Annotated in this window: 19 protein-coding genes and 3 pseudogenes; 9 read left to right on the forward strand and 13 right to left on the reverse strand. The window is 64.6% G+C overall.

Features of this window, described 5'->3' with window-relative positions; genetic code table 11:
- Window positions 1–261 precede the first annotated feature (261 nt).
- Both AB0F17_RS65525 and AB0F17_RS65530 read left to right on the forward strand, forming a co-directional pair.
- Window positions 262–432, forward strand: a pseudogene (locus AB0F17_RS65525) (helix-turn-helix domain-containing protein); the annotation flags it as partial.
- 144 nt (window positions 433–576) lie between these two features.
- Window positions 577–969: pseudogene (locus AB0F17_RS65530) on the forward strand (MarR family transcriptional regulator); the annotation flags it as partial.
- Window positions 970–981: 12 nt separating this feature from the next.
- Here the strand turns inward: AB0F17_RS65530 and AB0F17_RS65535 are convergent.
- Window positions 982–1,350: a barstar family protein gene (locus AB0F17_RS65535; protein WP_358047525.1), complete on the reverse strand. Its 369-nt coding sequence runs from the start codon at window positions 1,348–1,350 to the stop codon at window positions 982–984.
- A gap of 9 nt (window positions 1,351–1,359) precedes the next feature.
- Window positions 1,360–1,527 (reverse strand): annotated as a pseudogene (locus AB0F17_RS65540) (ribonuclease domain-containing protein); the annotation flags it as partial.
- Window positions 1,528–1,597: 70 nt separating this feature from the next.
- Between AB0F17_RS65540 and AB0F17_RS65545 the strand changes: the two are divergent.
- Entirely contained in the window at window positions 1,598–3,106 is a 1,509-nt protein-coding gene (locus tag AB0F17_RS65545; RefSeq protein WP_358047528.1) for a recombinase family protein, read from the forward strand.
- A 798-nt stretch (window positions 3,107–3,904) separates the two neighbouring features.
- On the opposite strand, the gene AB0F17_RS65550 is transcribed toward AB0F17_RS65545, so the two are convergent.
- From AB0F17_RS65550 to AB0F17_RS65585, 8 genes are all read right to left on the reverse strand, one after another.
- Window positions 3,905–5,743, reverse strand: a complete 1,839-nt coding sequence (locus tag AB0F17_RS65550) for a cell division protein FtsK (RefSeq protein WP_358047531.1) — start codon at window positions 5,741–5,743, stop codon at window positions 3,905–3,907.
- Window positions 5,740–6,090 carry a hypothetical protein gene (locus tag AB0F17_RS65555; RefSeq protein ID WP_358047533.1) on the reverse strand — a complete coding sequence of 117 codons (351 nt, stop codon included), beginning with the start codon at window positions 6,088–6,090 and terminating at the stop codon, window positions 5,740–5,742. Before AB0F17_RS65555 ends, AB0F17_RS65550 begins: the two co-directional genes overlap by 4 nt.
- 31 nt (window positions 6,091–6,121) lie before the next feature.
- A complete protein-coding gene (locus AB0F17_RS65560; protein WP_358047535.1) occupies window positions 6,122–6,310 on the reverse strand; it encodes a hypothetical protein in 189 nt (62 codons plus the stop codon).
- A 50-nt stretch (window positions 6,311–6,360) separates the two neighbouring features.
- Window positions 6,361–6,489 carry a hypothetical protein gene (locus AB0F17_RS65565; RefSeq protein WP_358047537.1) on the reverse strand — a complete coding sequence of 43 codons (129 nt, stop codon included), beginning with the start codon at window positions 6,487–6,489 and terminating at the stop codon, window positions 6,361–6,363.
- A gap of 7 nt (window positions 6,490–6,496) precedes the next feature.
- On the reverse strand, window positions 6,497–6,682 hold the full coding sequence (locus AB0F17_RS65570; RefSeq protein ID WP_358047539.1) for a hypothetical protein: 186 nt from the start codon (window positions 6,680–6,682) through the stop codon (window positions 6,497–6,499).
- Window positions 6,683–6,685: 3 nt separating this feature from the next.
- Window positions 6,686–7,045 (reverse strand): hypothetical protein, encoded by a 360-nt coding sequence (locus tag AB0F17_RS65575; RefSeq protein ID WP_358047541.1) that lies wholly within the window; start codon window positions 7,043–7,045, stop codon window positions 6,686–6,688.
- Between the two features lie 631 nt (window positions 7,046–7,676).
- The gene (locus tag AB0F17_RS65580) at window positions 7,677–7,901 is read right to left on the reverse strand and encodes a hypothetical protein (RefSeq protein ID WP_358047543.1); all 225 of its coding nucleotides are present in this window, start codon (window positions 7,899–7,901) and stop codon (window positions 7,677–7,679) included.
- Window positions 7,902–7,907: 6 nt separating this feature from the next.
- The gene (locus AB0F17_RS65585) at window positions 7,908–8,222 is read right to left on the reverse strand and encodes a hypothetical protein (RefSeq protein WP_358047545.1); all 315 of its coding nucleotides are present in this window, start codon (window positions 8,220–8,222) and stop codon (window positions 7,908–7,910) included.
- A 231-nt stretch (window positions 8,223–8,453) separates the two neighbouring features.
- Between AB0F17_RS65585 and AB0F17_RS65590 the strand changes: the two genes are divergently transcribed.
- Window positions 8,454–9,881 carry a helix-turn-helix transcriptional regulator gene (locus tag AB0F17_RS65590; protein WP_358047547.1) on the forward strand — a complete coding sequence of 476 codons (1,428 nt, stop codon included), beginning with the start codon at window positions 8,454–8,456 and terminating at the stop codon, window positions 9,879–9,881.
- Here the strand turns inward: AB0F17_RS65590 and cutA are convergent.
- Both cutA and AB0F17_RS65600 read right to left on the reverse strand, forming a co-directional pair.
- On the reverse strand, window positions 9,847–10,215 hold the full coding sequence (gene cutA / locus AB0F17_RS65595) for a divalent-cation tolerance protein CutA (protein WP_358047549.1): 369 nt from the start codon (window positions 10,213–10,215) through the stop codon (window positions 9,847–9,849). The genes AB0F17_RS65590 and cutA overlap by 35 nt on opposite strands.
- A gap of 93 nt (window positions 10,216–10,308) precedes the next feature.
- On the reverse strand, window positions 10,309–10,542 hold the full coding sequence (locus tag AB0F17_RS65600) for a hypothetical protein (protein WP_358047550.1): 234 nt from the start codon (window positions 10,540–10,542) through the stop codon (window positions 10,309–10,311).
- Window positions 10,543–10,745: 203 nt separating this feature from the next.
- Here AB0F17_RS65600 and AB0F17_RS65605 point away from each other — a divergent pair, with 203 nt between their 5' ends.
- On the forward strand, window positions 10,746–11,738 hold the full coding sequence (locus AB0F17_RS65605; RefSeq protein WP_358047552.1) for an aldo/keto reductase: 993 nt from the start codon (window positions 10,746–10,748) through the stop codon (window positions 11,736–11,738).
- Window positions 11,739–11,837: 99 nt separating this feature from the next.
- Here AB0F17_RS65605 and AB0F17_RS65610 read toward each other — a convergent pair whose 3' ends face one another.
- Window positions 11,838–12,377, reverse strand: coding sequence for a TetR/AcrR family transcriptional regulator (locus tag AB0F17_RS65610; protein ID WP_358047554.1), 540 nt, complete (start codon window positions 12,375–12,377; stop codon window positions 11,838–11,840).
- A 98-nt stretch (window positions 12,378–12,475) separates the two neighbouring features.
- Here AB0F17_RS65610 and AB0F17_RS65615 point away from each other — a divergent pair, with 98 nt between their 5' ends.
- The 4 genes from AB0F17_RS65615 to AB0F17_RS65630 all read left to right on the forward strand — a co-directional run bounded on the left by AB0F17_RS65615 (window position 12,476) and on the right by AB0F17_RS65630 (window position 13,995).
- Window positions 12,476–12,931, forward strand: a complete 456-nt coding sequence (locus tag AB0F17_RS65615) for an RHS repeat-associated core domain-containing protein (protein WP_358047561.1) — start codon at window positions 12,476–12,478, stop codon at window positions 12,929–12,931.
- A gap of 77 nt (window positions 12,932–13,008) precedes the next feature.
- The gene (locus AB0F17_RS65620) at window positions 13,009–13,452 is read left to right on the forward strand and encodes a hypothetical protein (protein WP_358047555.1); all 444 of its coding nucleotides are present in this window, start codon (window positions 13,009–13,011) and stop codon (window positions 13,450–13,452) included.
- Window positions 13,442–13,699, forward strand: coding sequence for a hypothetical protein (locus AB0F17_RS65625; RefSeq protein WP_358047557.1), 258 nt, complete (start codon window positions 13,442–13,444; stop codon window positions 13,697–13,699). The genes AB0F17_RS65620 and AB0F17_RS65625 overlap by 11 nt, the downstream gene beginning before the upstream one ends.
- Window positions 13,700–13,731: 32 nt before the next feature.
- Window positions 13,732–13,995 (forward strand): hypothetical protein, encoded by a 264-nt coding sequence (locus AB0F17_RS65630; RefSeq protein WP_358047559.1) that lies wholly within the window; start codon window positions 13,732–13,734, stop codon window positions 13,993–13,995.
- Window positions 13,996–14,062: the final 67 nt, after the last annotated feature.

Genomic DNA, 14,062 nt, shown 5'->3' on the forward strand with positions numbered 1-14,062 from the left:
TTTCCGAAACCCCGAATCACAACGACTCCGCACTCGCTGCGCCACCACCCGAAAGAGCCGTGGTTGCCTCAACCCCGCTTAACTTCGAAGAGCCCCTTTTCCATGATGAATCTCCTCTTCTGTCTGGGTAAACGCTAGGCTTGTGTTCCAGAATGAGACAACTCGCAGAACTCATATGCGCAGGTAGAAGGCCGTATATTGGTGCAATGAGCTTGTAGCTGAGTGCAACCGTGTTGCCGGCGAGCGCTCAGAGAGGATCACATGCCAGGAGACCGGTTGACCGCCGAGGATCGTCGCCGCATCGCCGAAGGGCTGGCGGCCGACTTGACCTACGCGGAGATCGCCCGCCGACTGGGACGGTCCAGGTCCACCGTCACCCGCGAGATCACCAGGAACGGCGGCCCGAACGACTACCGGGCGGCCCGCGCCCAGCATGCGACGAGCTGGCGCGCCCGCCGCCGCAAGCGCGCACCCCACGCCGACGTTCCGCACACCACCGACAACCGTGACGTCCGCACAGCCCGGGAGTTCCAAGAACAGTTCATCGCCATGATGATCGAGGGTGGGATGTCACCCATGACCGCCAGGGTGTTCGCCGCGCTGTTCCTCAGCGAGGGCGGCAGCCTGACCGCCACGGAGCTGGTCCAGCAGCTCCACGTCAGTCCGGCGACGATCTCCAATGCCATAAAGTGGCTTGAGCAGAGAGGGATGGTCGCCCGGGAGCGCGAGGCGCGTCGAGTGCGGTACTTCGTCGACGTCGATGTCTGGTACCACACCTGGGTGGCCAGTGCCAGGTCGATAGCGATATGGGCCGACACCGCCCGACACGGGGCCGGGATCTTCGGCACCGATACACCCACCGGCGACCGGCTCCGCACCACCAGCCAGTTCTTCGAACTCCTCGGCCACGACATGGGCCAGGCGGCCGAACATTGGCGCCAGGCCCTCTCCATGCAACGCCAGCGGTGAACTTCGCCTGTCTCAGGTCAGCGCGGCGGCGGCCCGCTGCCGAAACACGGCCTCATGTCGGGGGTCGACGCACAGCGTTACGGTCAGCCCGTTCTGGGCGGCGTCGGCGAGGACGGCCAGCAAGGTCGCGAGCTGCTCGGGCGGCTCGACGCTGAGCAACTCCTCGGCGTGCGCCACGATCAGGGTGACGGCGCCGGTATCGCGCAAGGAGTCGGTGAGCGCGTCCCAGTTGCGGCCGAAGTAGTCCGGGAGGCGCAGAGCCCGTGCCACCTCCTCGAAGAAGGCGGCACGAGTCCGGCACGCCCGCCCATCCACCAGCGCCGGGGCCGGGTCGGTGGACACCGTCAGCCAGTGCGGCAGCGGATGCGCGGCGGAGGTCATTGCGGTTCCCTAGAGCCGGTAGAAGTCGGTGTAGTGGTTGGGCGAGAACCACGTCACGCCGGTGCTGCGGTTGACGACGATCCGGTACGCGTCACGCGCGGCACCCTGCGACCGGGAGTAGACGTCGTACTCATAGTAGGTGGCGCCGCTGGGCAGCTGGCCTTCCCGGTTGTAGAAGCGCCCGCCGGTGTAGTTGTACCTGCCGTCCGGCTGCTTCCGCTATCCACACATCGGGAAGCGGGGCACCATGGAAGACATGCTCACGACGGACTATGACGGGTGTGGGCGCTGCTTGGTGGGGGTGCGGCGGCTGAGCAGGAAGAGCGACGCCACCAACAGCCCACAGCGCCAGGGAGACCAGATCCTACGGGCCACAGCGGACGCCGGAGGGCACATCGTGGCTTGGGCCGATGACTGGGAGGTTTCTGGTGCCACGGACCCGCTGACGCGGCGGGGGTTCGGGCCCTGGCTGCGGGGAGAGATGGGGCCGTACGACGGTATCGCGGCGGCCACCGTCGATCGCGTCGGGCGCAACGTCCGGGACACGTTGAACACGCAGGCCCTATTGACCGGCCAAGAACGCGTCATCGTGACGGCCGATCACGTGGGAGTGTGGGACTTCAGCGACCCGAACCAGGAAAACGAATGGCTGATAAAGGCATGGGGATCGCAAATGGAACTGCGTGCGATCCAGAAACGCAACCGCGACGAGTCAGTACGCGCACGCGCAGCAGGAGAACCCAAACAACGCCCGTCGTATGGATACATGTATGTCCGCCTCGCCCACAAGGCAAAGATCGACCACGTAGCGATCGATACAGTAGCCGCACAGATTATCCGGGAAGTGGCACAGCGAATTCTGGCGGATGAGACGGGAAAAATTACCTGTGCGACAGAGGCGGCACGCCTGACACGTGAAGGGATTCCCTGCCCGTCCGATCGGCTTCGCCAACTGTATAGCCGTCCGATGAAGGGCGGGCCGTGGACTGCGAAAGCCGTCAAGCACATCTTGTGCAGTGAAGCTGCGCTCGGATACTTGATCCACCACGAAAGGCCGGTGATTGGTTCTGACGGACGGCCAATGCGCATTGCCGAGCCGTTGTGGGATCGCGCGACCCATGATGCTCTTGTCAAGAAAACTGCACCGAAACGCAATGGAAGCCGCGCGCCGAAAAGCACGCAATTGCTGTCGGGCATCGCGTTTTGCGGTAACTGCGGTGCACGGCTACACGTCACAGGTCGATACGGATGCATCGCGCGGGTACGCGGGATTCCCGCGTCGGCGCATTGCAAGCCAGCCCCCATCATGGCGCTCACGGTATTGGATGCCCTCGTAAGCGAATGGTTCCTTTCCCGCTACGGCGCCGGAGAAGTCATGCGAAAAGTCTATGATCCTGGCACCGGGCATGCCGCCCAGGTCGCGGAGTTGACGGCCACACGCACACGGTTGCGTGAGGACCGCCAGGCCGGACTGTACGACGGTCCAGAGGACGCGGAATGGTACCGCATCGAATACCGGCGACTCGGGGAGGAAATCGCGGCCCTGAAGGCGTTGCCGGAACGCAAGCCGGGAATGCGGATGGTCCCCACCGGCCGGACGATTGCCCAGGAATGGGGTGCAGGGGATTCCGTCAAGCGGCGGGAAATGCTCGCAGAGTTTGAGGTCCGTGTGGTGTTGCACCCCACCGGACACGACCCGCGCGTAGCAATTACCGGCATGGAGATCAGCACGGATGGGATCGAGCTGACCGGCTAAGAGGCTATACACGCGAAGAAACCGCCTGGTACCTATGTGGGGTAGGTCCGGGCGGTTTCGTCTTCTCGCCTTTCTCTGACGCACCGAAAGCAACTTCTCCTTTCTTGGGGGCGGGCCTCAGGCGGGGGTGAATACGGGAACCAGGTAGCGCACTGTACGCCCCATGCGTGTGGTCACTCGCACGTCGCGCATTGATAGACGCCCCTGCCTTGGCAATGTGGTCGTGGGGCATCTCAGTACGGTAGCGACCGGCCATGGCGCATATACCAGTGCGAAGAGACAAGAATCGGAATGCTGGGTGTCGAGACGGCACCACAGCGTTTCGCTGTCTGCCTCCACGATCACGACTATCAGGGCCGCTTGCGGAATGCGGATCTGCGATTCGCCTTTTGTGTGGGAGTAGACGGTTCCGCCGTAAATGGTGGCTACGGCATGGGCGAGTCGGCGGGATGAGCTAGCGATCTGCCATCCTGCCGCGCCAGTCTCCGCGTGGACCCAAGGGCGTAGATGTCCATCGCATAGATTGCGCGTGGGCGTCTCCGCGTGACTGGCCGGAGGTATTCTCACCTTCTTTCCATTTTCTCGATTCGATGCTTTTGATTTACTCGTCGGGCATCACCTCTTTCCGGCCGAGCGTTCCCGATCTTCTGGTGTCGTTGGGGCATCACTTCCCCTCGCCGGTTACTCTCCGTATTCGTCTCACCGTCTCGTCTCAGTGCGCGTGTGTCGCCTATGTACGCGCAGACGTGCGGGAGACTGAGACATTGAGACGATGAGACGATTACCGAGAGTCGGTGACTACGCGGGGTCGGGGTCGAGGCGGGCGCGCCACCGTCCCCGGCTGACCTGACGTACTCTCCCGTCGTTTTCGAGCTGTGACAGTCGCCGGTAAATGGTGGGGCGGCTCATTCCCGTTGCGGTTTTCAGCTCGTCTACGGTTATCCCGTTTTCGGGGGCGTCGCGTAGGACCGTCCACAACACGCTGTCGCCGCGTTTGGGCGCGGTTTGGCGTGCGTGCCGTGGCGATGTCCGCTCCTCCTCTGTCGGGGCGTCTGCGTGCCTGTCAGCCACCGATGCGGCGGCGTCCAGAGCGGCCAGGGACACCGCGTCGAGGGACGGGCGACCTTCGGCGTGCCGTTCGGCGGTCGCTGCTACCCCCTCGTCGCCGAGAAGGTAGCTGCGGGCGCGGCGGGGGATGTCGTGTTCCGGGGAGCTGATCAGGAACTTGCCGGGGGCGTCCAGCTTGTGCGGGTGCCATCCGGCCTTGACCATGCCCTGTCCGAGGATGAGGTCCCCGTCACGGGGTTCGCGGACGCGGAAGCACAGCCGGATGTCCATCTGGGAGCGGACCGCGCTCTTGCCCATCGCCTCTTTCGAGGGGCGTTGCGTGGCGGCGATCAGGTTGACCGCTGGGGCGCGGCCCCGTCGGGCGATCGAGTCGGCGTAGTTGATCGCGCGGGGTGCCTCGCTGGCCAGTTCGGCGTACTCGTCGATGATGATGATCAGTGCGGGTCGCTCGGGTGACGGCTCCCAGACGCGTTCGCCGCGTCTGGTGAGGTCATCGGCCCGTCCGTCGAGGATGAGCACGGCATCGGCCAGCAGTGCCTCTGCCTCCTGTGGGGTGGTGGCCAGGCGGTCGATGCACGATGACCAGGGCAGCAGTTCCATGCCGCGTTTGAGGTCGATCGCCCACAGGATCACGTCTTGGCAGGCGGTCAGGTCCCCGAGCAGGATGTTCACGCCGCCGGACTTGCCCGCTCCGGAGATGCCCGCGAACAGCCCGTGCCGCCGCAGGAAGGGCACGCGGACGGGCATGCCGTCCTCGAACAGCCCCAGCTTGACGGGCTGGGTGATCGACGTGATAGACGGGCCTGGCCAGGCGATGGCGTCGGCGTGCGGGTCGGTTTCGATGACGCGCACGTCGGCGCGGTTGGCCTTTTTGCTGGCCACCGGCTGGATACGCACGCCGCCGCGTGTGGTGCCCAGCGCCGATTCCAGGCGGGGGACCGCCGTGAGGGCGTCCTCAACGGTCTGGCCGAGCCCCAGCCCGAGCCGGAAGCGGTAGCCCCACAGGTCCACGATGGCGGACTGGACGCGGGATCCGGCCAGGCCGACCGCTTGGGCGATGTCGGGCCAGGCGGCCAGCGTGCGTTCTACGCGCACGCGGGCACGCCTGCGACGGTGCGCCCACCAGGGCACCGCCAGCACGAGTGTGCCGATGCCGAGCACGGCGGGCAGGGGCGCGGTGAACGGCCCCTGGTAGGCGGCCAGGGTGAGCCACGTTCCTGCGAACGCCGTGGTGACGGCTGCGTAGCCGCGTTCGATCGGGCGGGGCAGGTTGACCCACCGGCCCCAGATGGCCACCGCACCCGCCACCAGGACGGCGGCGGTGATCACGGTGGGCCACCATTCGGGGAACCAGTGTCGCAGGATCACGCCCGTCACCAGGTCGGCGGCGGCGATGTTGAGAGGGGCGAGTTCGGAGCGGTAGCGCCAGACGGTGCGGGCGATGCTGGCGATGACCAGGGGCGCGAATTCGAGGTCCTCGGTGATCAGCGCCATGGGTTCGACGCCGTAGCGTCGCATGCGGCGGGCGTTGCGCCGCATCTGGTAGCGGGAGGTGCGATGACGGTTCATCGGCCACCGCCCGCCGCGCGTCGGGCGTCGGCGCTGTGCTGGGCGTGCAGCTCGTCACGCACGTAGTACAGCGGGTCGTGCTCGCCCTCGTCGTGGGCGGCCAGGGTGGCGCGGATGGCGGCGATCAGGTTCGCCCGCTGGTAGCGGGCGGTGGACAGTTCAGCGCGCAGACGATCGATGTCGGTGATCAGGGCCGGAGTGTCGGCCAGGGCGTCGAAGATGCGGCGCCATAGGTCGTCGAGGGCGGGGGCGGACTTGGCGAATGCCGTCAGAAGTTCGGCGGCGGTGGTGTTGCGGGTGGCAGCTCCCTGGAGATCAGCGTGCGGGTAGGGGTGGCGTTGGGTCATTAAGCATCACCTTCTTTGGTTGGCGGGCAGGTCACTGGCCGGTGATCCAGCTCAGGGCGGCACCGATCGCGGCGCGGATGTCGGGGGCGAGCGCGGTAGCGGCCAGCAGGAAGCCGAACAGCAGCGCAATGAGCGCGTGCCAGAGCTTCAGCCCCAGGTAGCGCCAGGCGAGGAACACCAGCGCACCGACCACGAGCACCAGCGGGACAGTCACGGTCACGGGGGGATTCACCTCCTCTTACGAGATCTCGGGGACGGGCGGCGGGCGGGCTAGATGCCGTCGTGGCGGGACTTGCGGCGGCACCAGCGCCAGCGAGCGCGGCACTTGCGGCACCGCAGCGTTCCGGGCGTGGCCGCGCCGCACAGGCACCGGCCAGGCTGGAGCGGGAGTGATCGCATCAGGGGTTCACCTCCTCCCGGACAGGCGGTCGGCCGGCGGGGCGTAGGTGCCCAACAGCCGGCGGCTGAGGGTCCCGGTCGGGGCGTGGCGGCGGTCCTCGGCACGGATCACGGCGACCAGCACCACGAACAGCACGAGCGTGGCGACCGACAGGGCCAGGGCCAGGAACACGACGAACAGGGCGGGGTCCACTGCTCACGCCCCCTCGATCTCGTCGAGGGTGATCGCGTCACGGTAGGAGTCCAGGGCGTGGCGACGCACCATGGCCGCCTGCGTGACGTGGAGGACTTCGTAGCAGAGCACGCCGAGCTCCACGCAGACGACGTGATGTCCGTGCTCGACCGTGGGCGCGACGCCCAACAGCGCGGCCACCCGCTCAACTTCGGCAATCGCCTCTGCCTCGGTGGTGGCGTCGGTCTCGTAGAGCGTGTGGACCAACACCCGAACCTGTCCGTACCTGGGAACGGGCAGTTGCGGGTGACTGTCCAAGAACGTGGCCAGGGCACGCAAACTGGTGATCAGTTCGCGGCGGTGGTGGCGCTGAGCTGGGCTCATCTAGATCACATCCCTTCCGTTTCCGGTGACCTACGAGGCGAAGGTAGGTTTCGGGGAAGGGCTGAACCCATCACGCGGTGTGATCATGCGGCGAGATCAAAAACATCCGGCGATGAGATGGATTAGATCCTGTGGTGAGATAAACCCCAGCTCACAGCATGTGCGCACACAAGAGGACCCCCGACAGAGCCCTTGGGAACTGGCACTCTCACGAGCGCAGAAGGGCTCTGCCGGGGGCGTTGACGCGACGGTGCGGGACACGGTGGCAAGGTGTGAGCAAGCCTGTCAACCGCACCGTCGCGCGTCAGGGTGGCCAGCGAGTAGGCCAGCGCGGGATTCCACTCATGATCGGACCTGCCATCGGCCCAGGTCATACTCAAGCTTCGCTTGCAGGGGCGTGCACCACACCATGACGGGCTCGCGGGGCACGCTCCAACCGCGCGCCCTCTCCTCCCGTCGGACCCACCGCCACAGGGTGTACATAGTGCTGGCGAAGATCTGAAAGTCCGCGCCCCGGCGCGTCGCGTAGAAGCGGCGGCGTGACCGATCCTCGGAGAAGTCCCACCCATCGCACGTGAACGGGGCCATCACCGGCACGCGCACGCGACCCACAAGCCACCTCCCGGCATGCCTACAGTTCGGCATGGCTGCCCAGCACACGCGTCCGAGTACGGGACTCCAGATACAGGCGATACAGCGCGTTGGCGCTGTAACCGTCACGCACGTCATCGATATTTAGATCGAAAGAGTCGAGGAACTCGATCTTCGACCACGCCTCGTACAGGGCGTGCCGCTCCCCGAGCAGAACCGCTTCATAAGCCATCGGATGGGCCAAGCTCCAGTCATCCTGCGCCATGTCCGATCACGACCCGCCCGGCGAAGTGACGCGAAGATCCCCATACCGAACGGCGATACGTCGGGCAGCCCGCTTCGCGTCCGTCGCCGGATGCCAGGCATAGACGGGGCGGGAACGGTGATCATTCCAGCCAGCACACCACCAGAAATGATCACCGTTCGTCCATACGACCAGACCACGCCAGACCGACACCACGGCCAGCCCATAGCCGTCGTTCACATCAGCCGCGATCCCATGCATGGCCAGCTCTCGTTGTAGCTGGTCAGCCACGGCAGCGGCGGCTATGGGGCCGAGACGAGAAGCCTCCTGTTCCCGGATCATGCACCAGCCCTCCCGCAACTCCGCTTTCCGAGCAAAAGAACGGGTGGAAGCCAGACAAACGCGGATCTTCGACTCTTCCTCAGATCAGCTCTGACCTGCGCCACGAACTGATGTGAGGCTTCCAAGCAAACCGGTTCCGCAGAATCTCACCGTGATATCTCACGGTGTGATGGACTGGAAGCGATCTACTTCTCTCGAAAAGGCGCGCTACCAGGGGAACGGAACGCCGCCATGACCATGGACCAAGAGCGAGTGCAACAAGTTCTTGAGACTGTTTTCGCACGTCAGGATGTGGAAGACGCGTGCAAGCGGCGCGATCTCGGCGGGCTGATCCGCATCCTCACCAAGTACGGCGTCACCCAAGGGCAGATCGCGAACCTCACCGGTAGGCCCCAGGGTCGCATCAGCGAGTACAAGAGCGGCAAGCGCGTCCCGACCGCAAAGCATACATTTGAGGCGTTCGCTGATGGTTTGGGCATGCCTGCCCACTTGCGTCGCCATTTGGGCTTGTCATCCTCTAGTCGCAGGGGCAGTGCACAGGTCGTCAGTGACGGGGCCCAGATCCCCACAGACACTTTCGACTTGCAGCTCTTCGCTGAAGCGATCGGAAAAAGGGGCGAGCCGTTGAAGCGCCGCGAATTACTGTCCATGGTGGCACAACTCGGTGTCCAGTCAGCTGTAGCACAAAGTGAGGCATGGGAGAAAGTCGCATTTGCGCTGTCAAGGCCGAGCGCAATTGACGAAGCAGTAGTACGGGAGATGGAGGCAAGGGCTGCCGGTTTCCATCGTCTCGAAGAAATGCTGCCCGCACATACGATTTTCAAGGGGCTGGCGGCCCACTTGAACGAAGTCGGAACCATCCTGAACGGCACAGCCACGGATCCCAAAGACGAGCTTCGCAGACGTTTGATTGTGGTTGCGGGCGAAAGCAGCGTGCTTGCCGGTTGGATCGCAACAGACCTGGGAAACGTATCCGCTGCTCGGAACTTCTACGACACGGCCGAGAAAGCCTCGAAAGAGGCTGATGATCCGGCTATCATCGCGTGCGCGTTCGGATACAGAAGCTACATACCAAGCGGCAAAGGAAACCATGGGCGGGCGCGTGCTCTCCTGACAACTGCCCTACAGAATTTGCCCAGAGACACATCACCTGGAACCACATCGTGGCTGGCCGCGAGGCACGCGGAAGAGAGCGCGGCGCTGGGAGAAAAGGAAGCGGCTCTTAAATCGTGGGCCGATGCCAACGAAGCGTTCAATATCGCCGACCCGGAAGAGGATCGCGTATGGACAAGATTCCTAGATCGGGATCGCTTTGACTCCTTCCAGATCTCTACATACGCTCAAATCGGCAGGCTGGACGAAGCCGAGCAGGTAGCACGTGCCGTTATAGCCCGCCTACCTGAGGTAGAGCGAAAGCGGGCAGGCATCATTCTTGGCGACATTGCCACTGCTCATATCGTCCATGGCTCAGTGCAAGAGGCCGCCAAAGCGGCCAGAGAAGGTCTCGCCATCATCCGCGAGACAGAATCTGGCATCTGGCTACCGCGATTCATCGTTCTTGCAGAGTCGCTCAGGCGCTGGCAAGCTCAGCCGCCAATCCGGGCATTCCTGGAAGAATTGGCTATCACGAAGCGCCAATTCTCTGCGTCTCCGCGCTAATCCAGTCCAGGTAATCATCACTCCCCACGGCGATTTCTGTTGCGATGATTTCTGGTGTCTCGTAACTATGGTTCGCTTTGATGTGGCGCTCAAGCGCGGCGAGCAGAGAATGCGTGGTCTTGATGACCAACTGCCATTCCTGCTCGTCGCGCAACGAGCCTCGCCACCAGTACAGGGACCGAATCGGCCCGATGATCTGTACTCCGGCGGCCAGCCGTTGCGACGTGATGCTACGGGCCAGAGTCGCGCCCTCTTCTGCGCTTGGCACAGTGGTCATGACCTGCATGTAACCCTTCATAACCCAGTTCCCCTTGAGTCGAAAGGCGATGATCACTCAAGCCCTACAGTAGAGGCATCGGCACACTGGGCGTGTTCTCGCAGTTCAGAGGGCATCGACGACGCATCAAGCTCCGGCTAGTGTGTGTTCTTAGAGGAAGTAGCCGTCCGGCCAGGAGTACCAGCCGGCGGAGGTGGGGTAGCCCTTGGACGCCCAGATCGCGTTGGTCGAGCGGGCGGCGGCGCATCGGGAGATGGTGCAGGAGTTGTAGACCGTGGCGCTGGCGGGGGTGATGCCGACCAGACCTACGAGGGACATCATGGCGGCGAGGACGACGGTGAGTCGTACCGGCCAGGAAGGGCGGGGGCGCGGCGGAGTGTGCACGAAGCCTCCTAAAGGGGGGTGACAGACACCGTCATGGTCGCCGATCGTCTCGGGTCAAATCAAGACAATGAGCGCCAAGGGGATAGTGAACACTTCGCGGCCGGCGAGGGCGGAAACCGGCAGAACCGAGCTTGACTTGGAGTCCACTCCAGGTGACAGCGTCTTCCCTGGAGTCATTTCCGCGATGTCAGGGAGAGTGCGAGATGAACGATTCATTCCGGATCTTGGGGCGTAGCGGTCTGCGAGTGAGCGCGATCGGGTTCGGGGCATGGGCGATCGGAGGGCCCTTCATGGCCCGTGGCAAGCCGGCCGGATGGGGGCAGGTGGACGACGAGGAGTCGGTGGCGGCCGTGCATCGGGCGCTCGACCTGGGGGTCACCTTCTTCGACACGGCCGACGTGTACGGCACCGGACACAGCGAGCGGGTGCTCAGGAGAGCCCTGTCCGGACGGTGGGACGAGGTCGTGATCGCGACCAAGTTCGGCAACACCTTCGACGAGGCGACACGGACCCTCACCGGCCACGACATCTCGTCCGGATACATCCGGCAGGCCTGCCGGGCGTCGCTGGAGCGGCTGGGTACCGACCACATCGACCTGTACCAGCTGCACATCGGGGACGCACCGCCGGAGCAGGTGGACGAGATGATCGCCACGCTGGAGGAGCTCGTCGAGGAAGGCCTGATCCGGTCCTACGGCTGGAGCACCGACGACCCCGAACGGGCGGCCATGTTCGCGAAGGGGCCGCACTGCGCCGCCGTGCAGCATGAAATCAACGTCCTGCACGACGCCCCGGCGATGCTGGCGGTGTGCGACACCCACGAGCTCGCCTCCGTCAACCGGGGGCCGCTGGCGATGGGGCTGCTCACCGGCAAGTACGGCCCGGACTCGCGGCTGCCGATGGACGACGTACGCGGCGATTCTCCGGCGTGGATGACCTTCTTCAAGGACGGCCGGCCCGCTCCGGAGTTCCTCGCCATGCTGGACGCGATCCGCGACATCCTGACCTCCGACGGCCGTACCCTCGCCCAAGGCGCCCTCGGCTGGCTGCTGGCCCGCAGCGGGCGCACGGTGCCGATCCCCGGCATCAGGACGGTCGGCCAGGCCGAGCAGAACGCCGGCGCGCTACGGCACGGGCCGCTGGCCCCGGCGCAGGTGGAGCAGATCCAGGAGTTGCTGCGGCCACACGCCGGCTGAGGCGTTTCCGGTACGGGCAGCGAGCTGACGCCCACCAGGCCGTCAGCTCGCGGAGAGAACGCTGACTCCGAGCGCCGATGTTCGACGCGGCGGTAAGGCTTACTTGATGCGCCCGTGCAGGAGTTCGACCAGAGTCGCGTGAGTCCGCTCGAGCGGCCGATCCGGATACAGGGCGCGGCGTTCGATGGCGACCGTCAGGACCATGCCGAACACGGCCGTCGCCGCCGTCTCCACGTCCAGGTCGGCCCGGATCTCGCCGTTCGCGGCGGCCCTGCGCAGGACGTTCGCGTAGACGCCGAGCGCGCTTTGGCGCAGCCGCGCCACCGCCTCCTGCCACGCCGTACGCCACATCTCGGCCAGCAGCACCCGGGCGAAGGCCCCGTGCTCCTCGAAGAACCTGAGCTGGCCGAGGACGACCGAGTCGAGCGCGTCCAGCGCGCTCTCCCCGGTGTCGGCGTCGGCCAGCGCCTCGGCGAGCAAGTTGATCGAGTGCTCCAGCAGCGCCTCGAACAGCCCCTCCTTGCTGCCGAAGTTGTAGAACACGGTGCCCTTGGCCACCCCGGCCCGCTCGGCGATGGCGTCGACGGTGGTGGCCGCGTACCCATGCTCGGCGATCAGCTCCACCGCCGCCCTGAACACCTTCTGCGCTCCGGCACCACTGACGGACGCCCGGATGAAGGCAGGGCCCCGGCGTTCCCAGGTTCTGAGGCGACCTGGCCGCCACCTACACCACCAGCCTGCAAACCTCCACCGCCTACGACCCGTTCGGCACCGTCACCGCACAGACCGGCACCAAGAACCAGCTCGGCTACCAGGGCGCACACACCGACCCGGACACCGGCAAGGTCAACATGCACGCCCGCTGGTACCTGCCCGGCACCGGAGCCTTCACCAGCCGCGACACCGCCACCCTCAACCCCAGCCCATCCGTCCAGGCCAACCGCTACACCTACGCCAACGCCTCACCGATGACCGGCACCGACCCCACCGGCCACTCCACCGTCATCTCCGGCGACGCGGTCGGTAGCACCTGGAACTCCCCCTACACCCCAGGCATCGACAATCAAACAGCCATCGACTACTACGCCCAGCACGGCATCGTGCAGGCCACAGGCGCAGGAAGCGGACTGTGCATCGGCAGCTGCGGCTCCATAGGCGACTACGCAGGCGGCGCCACCGCCTGCGATATCTGATCCTGCGGTAGCGCGATTGTCGACCCGAGCTGATGCATAATGGCAGGCCAGTCGAGAAGGGCGTGCCTTATTGGAAGATGTCGAAGGAAGCACAAGACTACTTCCTGGAGCTCTACGTGCCTTACCTTAAGTCCGCTGAGGAATATCAGATCCTGGCAGGACTGGCAATGCTGGCAGCTGGCGACCTCGACCAATACATGGTGTCCGGCCCGGCTGTGGGGGATTTGGTGGCGAAAAAGGCCGGATTCCCTGAATGGCTCGAGGGCGTATTCAACAGCATGCAGAACGGAGTAGGGGCTGCCGTCGAATTCATCAAAGATCTCGGTGGCAAGGCGATCGAGATCGGAGAAAAAGCCTTCCGTAAGCTCTACCCTTACATACCCAGTAACATCGTCGCCGCTTTATTCGCCAATAGCAACCTCAGGGACGTAGAACGCGCCGTCATGGACTGGGCTGATTTGGTAGGGGGGAAATTGCGGCGCACATCGGGGGATGTTGATGTGTACGGGGATGCCGGATAAGTATATCCCGAAGGGGCGTAGCGGTTATACGATCGCCGGTGTATTCGTCACCAGGCTATGGTCAAAGGACATCGATGCGAACCTTGCCAAACACGAGAAGATTCATCGCGACCAGTGGTACTACTATGTCAATCAAACCGGATACTGGTTCGCCTTCCCCATTCTCTATGCGGCCGCCGGATCCAACGCATGCAAGAACCGCTTTGAAATAGAAGCGGGCCTGGGTGACGGCCGGTACCGCTGTTGACATACCGTAACGCTGTCGCGAGGATCCATAGCATGAAGAGGACCGTAACCTTTCTGACGCTCAGCTTCCTGCTGGTGGCCTGTGGCTACGGCAGCCCGGCGCAGATGGGCGCGACCGGGGTCACCGTGACTGCCAACGGGCAGCTCGTGATGGTGACGTCCTGGTGCGCTGGGAGCGCCCCGGACGGCGTGCAGGTCTACCGTTACGACACTGCTGGCGAACTGCAGGAACAGGCAGACATCAAGGCGCCGTCGCTGACCGGCGGCAGTGACGTGATCTCAGTGAATTGCCGGTAGGTGGTTGTGCTCGAAATGGGTGAGGACAAGCGCCGCGCGGGCGATGTCGCCGATTCTGCCGGGGCTG

Origin of the sequence: Nonomuraea sp. NPDC026600, from assembly GCF_040638335.1 — a bacterium.
Taxonomy (GTDB): domain Bacteria; phylum Actinomycetota; class Actinomycetes; order Streptosporangiales; family Streptosporangiaceae; genus Nonomuraea.

Coding starts and splice junctions, on each gene's coding strand:
- AB0F17_RS65535 (WP_358047525.1), bottom strand. CDS start 1,350: ATGACCTCCGCCGCGCATCCGCTGCCGCACTGGCTGACGGTGTCCACC.
- AB0F17_RS65545 (WP_358047528.1), top strand. CDS start 1,598: ATGGAAGACATGCTCACGACGGACTATGACGGGTGTGGGCGCTGCTTG.
- AB0F17_RS65550 (WP_358047531.1), bottom strand. CDS start 5,743: ATGAACCGTCATCGCACCTCCCGCTACCAGATGCGGCGCAACGCCCGC.
- AB0F17_RS65555 (WP_358047533.1), bottom strand. CDS start 6,090: ATGACCCAACGCCACCCCTACCCGCACGCTGATCTCCAGGGAGCTGCC.
- AB0F17_RS65565 (WP_358047537.1), bottom strand. CDS start 6,489: ATGCGATCACTCCCGCTCCAGCCTGGCCGGTGCCTGTGCGGCGCGGCC.
- AB0F17_RS65575 (WP_358047541.1), bottom strand. CDS start 7,045: ATGAGCCCAGCTCAGCGCCACCACCGCCGCGAACTGATCACCAGTTTG.
- AB0F17_RS65580 (WP_358047543.1), bottom strand. CDS start 7,901: ATGGCGCAGGATGACTGGAGCTTGGCCCATCCGATGGCTTATGAAGCG.
- AB0F17_RS65585 (WP_358047545.1), bottom strand. CDS start 8,222: ATGATCCGGGAACAGGAGGCTTCTCGTCTCGGCCCCATAGCCGCCGCT.
- AB0F17_RS65590 (WP_358047547.1), top strand. CDS start 8,454: ATGACCATGGACCAAGAGCGAGTGCAACAAGTTCTTGAGACTGTTTTC.
- AB0F17_RS65605 (WP_358047552.1), top strand. CDS start 10,746: ATGAACGATTCATTCCGGATCTTGGGGCGTAGCGGTCTGCGAGTGAGC.
- AB0F17_RS65620 (WP_358047555.1), top strand. CDS start 13,009: ATGTCGAAGGAAGCACAAGACTACTTCCTGGAGCTCTACGTGCCTTAC.
- AB0F17_RS65625 (WP_358047557.1), top strand. CDS start 13,442: ATGCCGGATAAGTATATCCCGAAGGGGCGTAGCGGTTATACGATCGCC.
- AB0F17_RS65630 (WP_358047559.1), top strand. CDS start 13,732: ATGAAGAGGACCGTAACCTTTCTGACGCTCAGCTTCCTGCTGGTGGCC.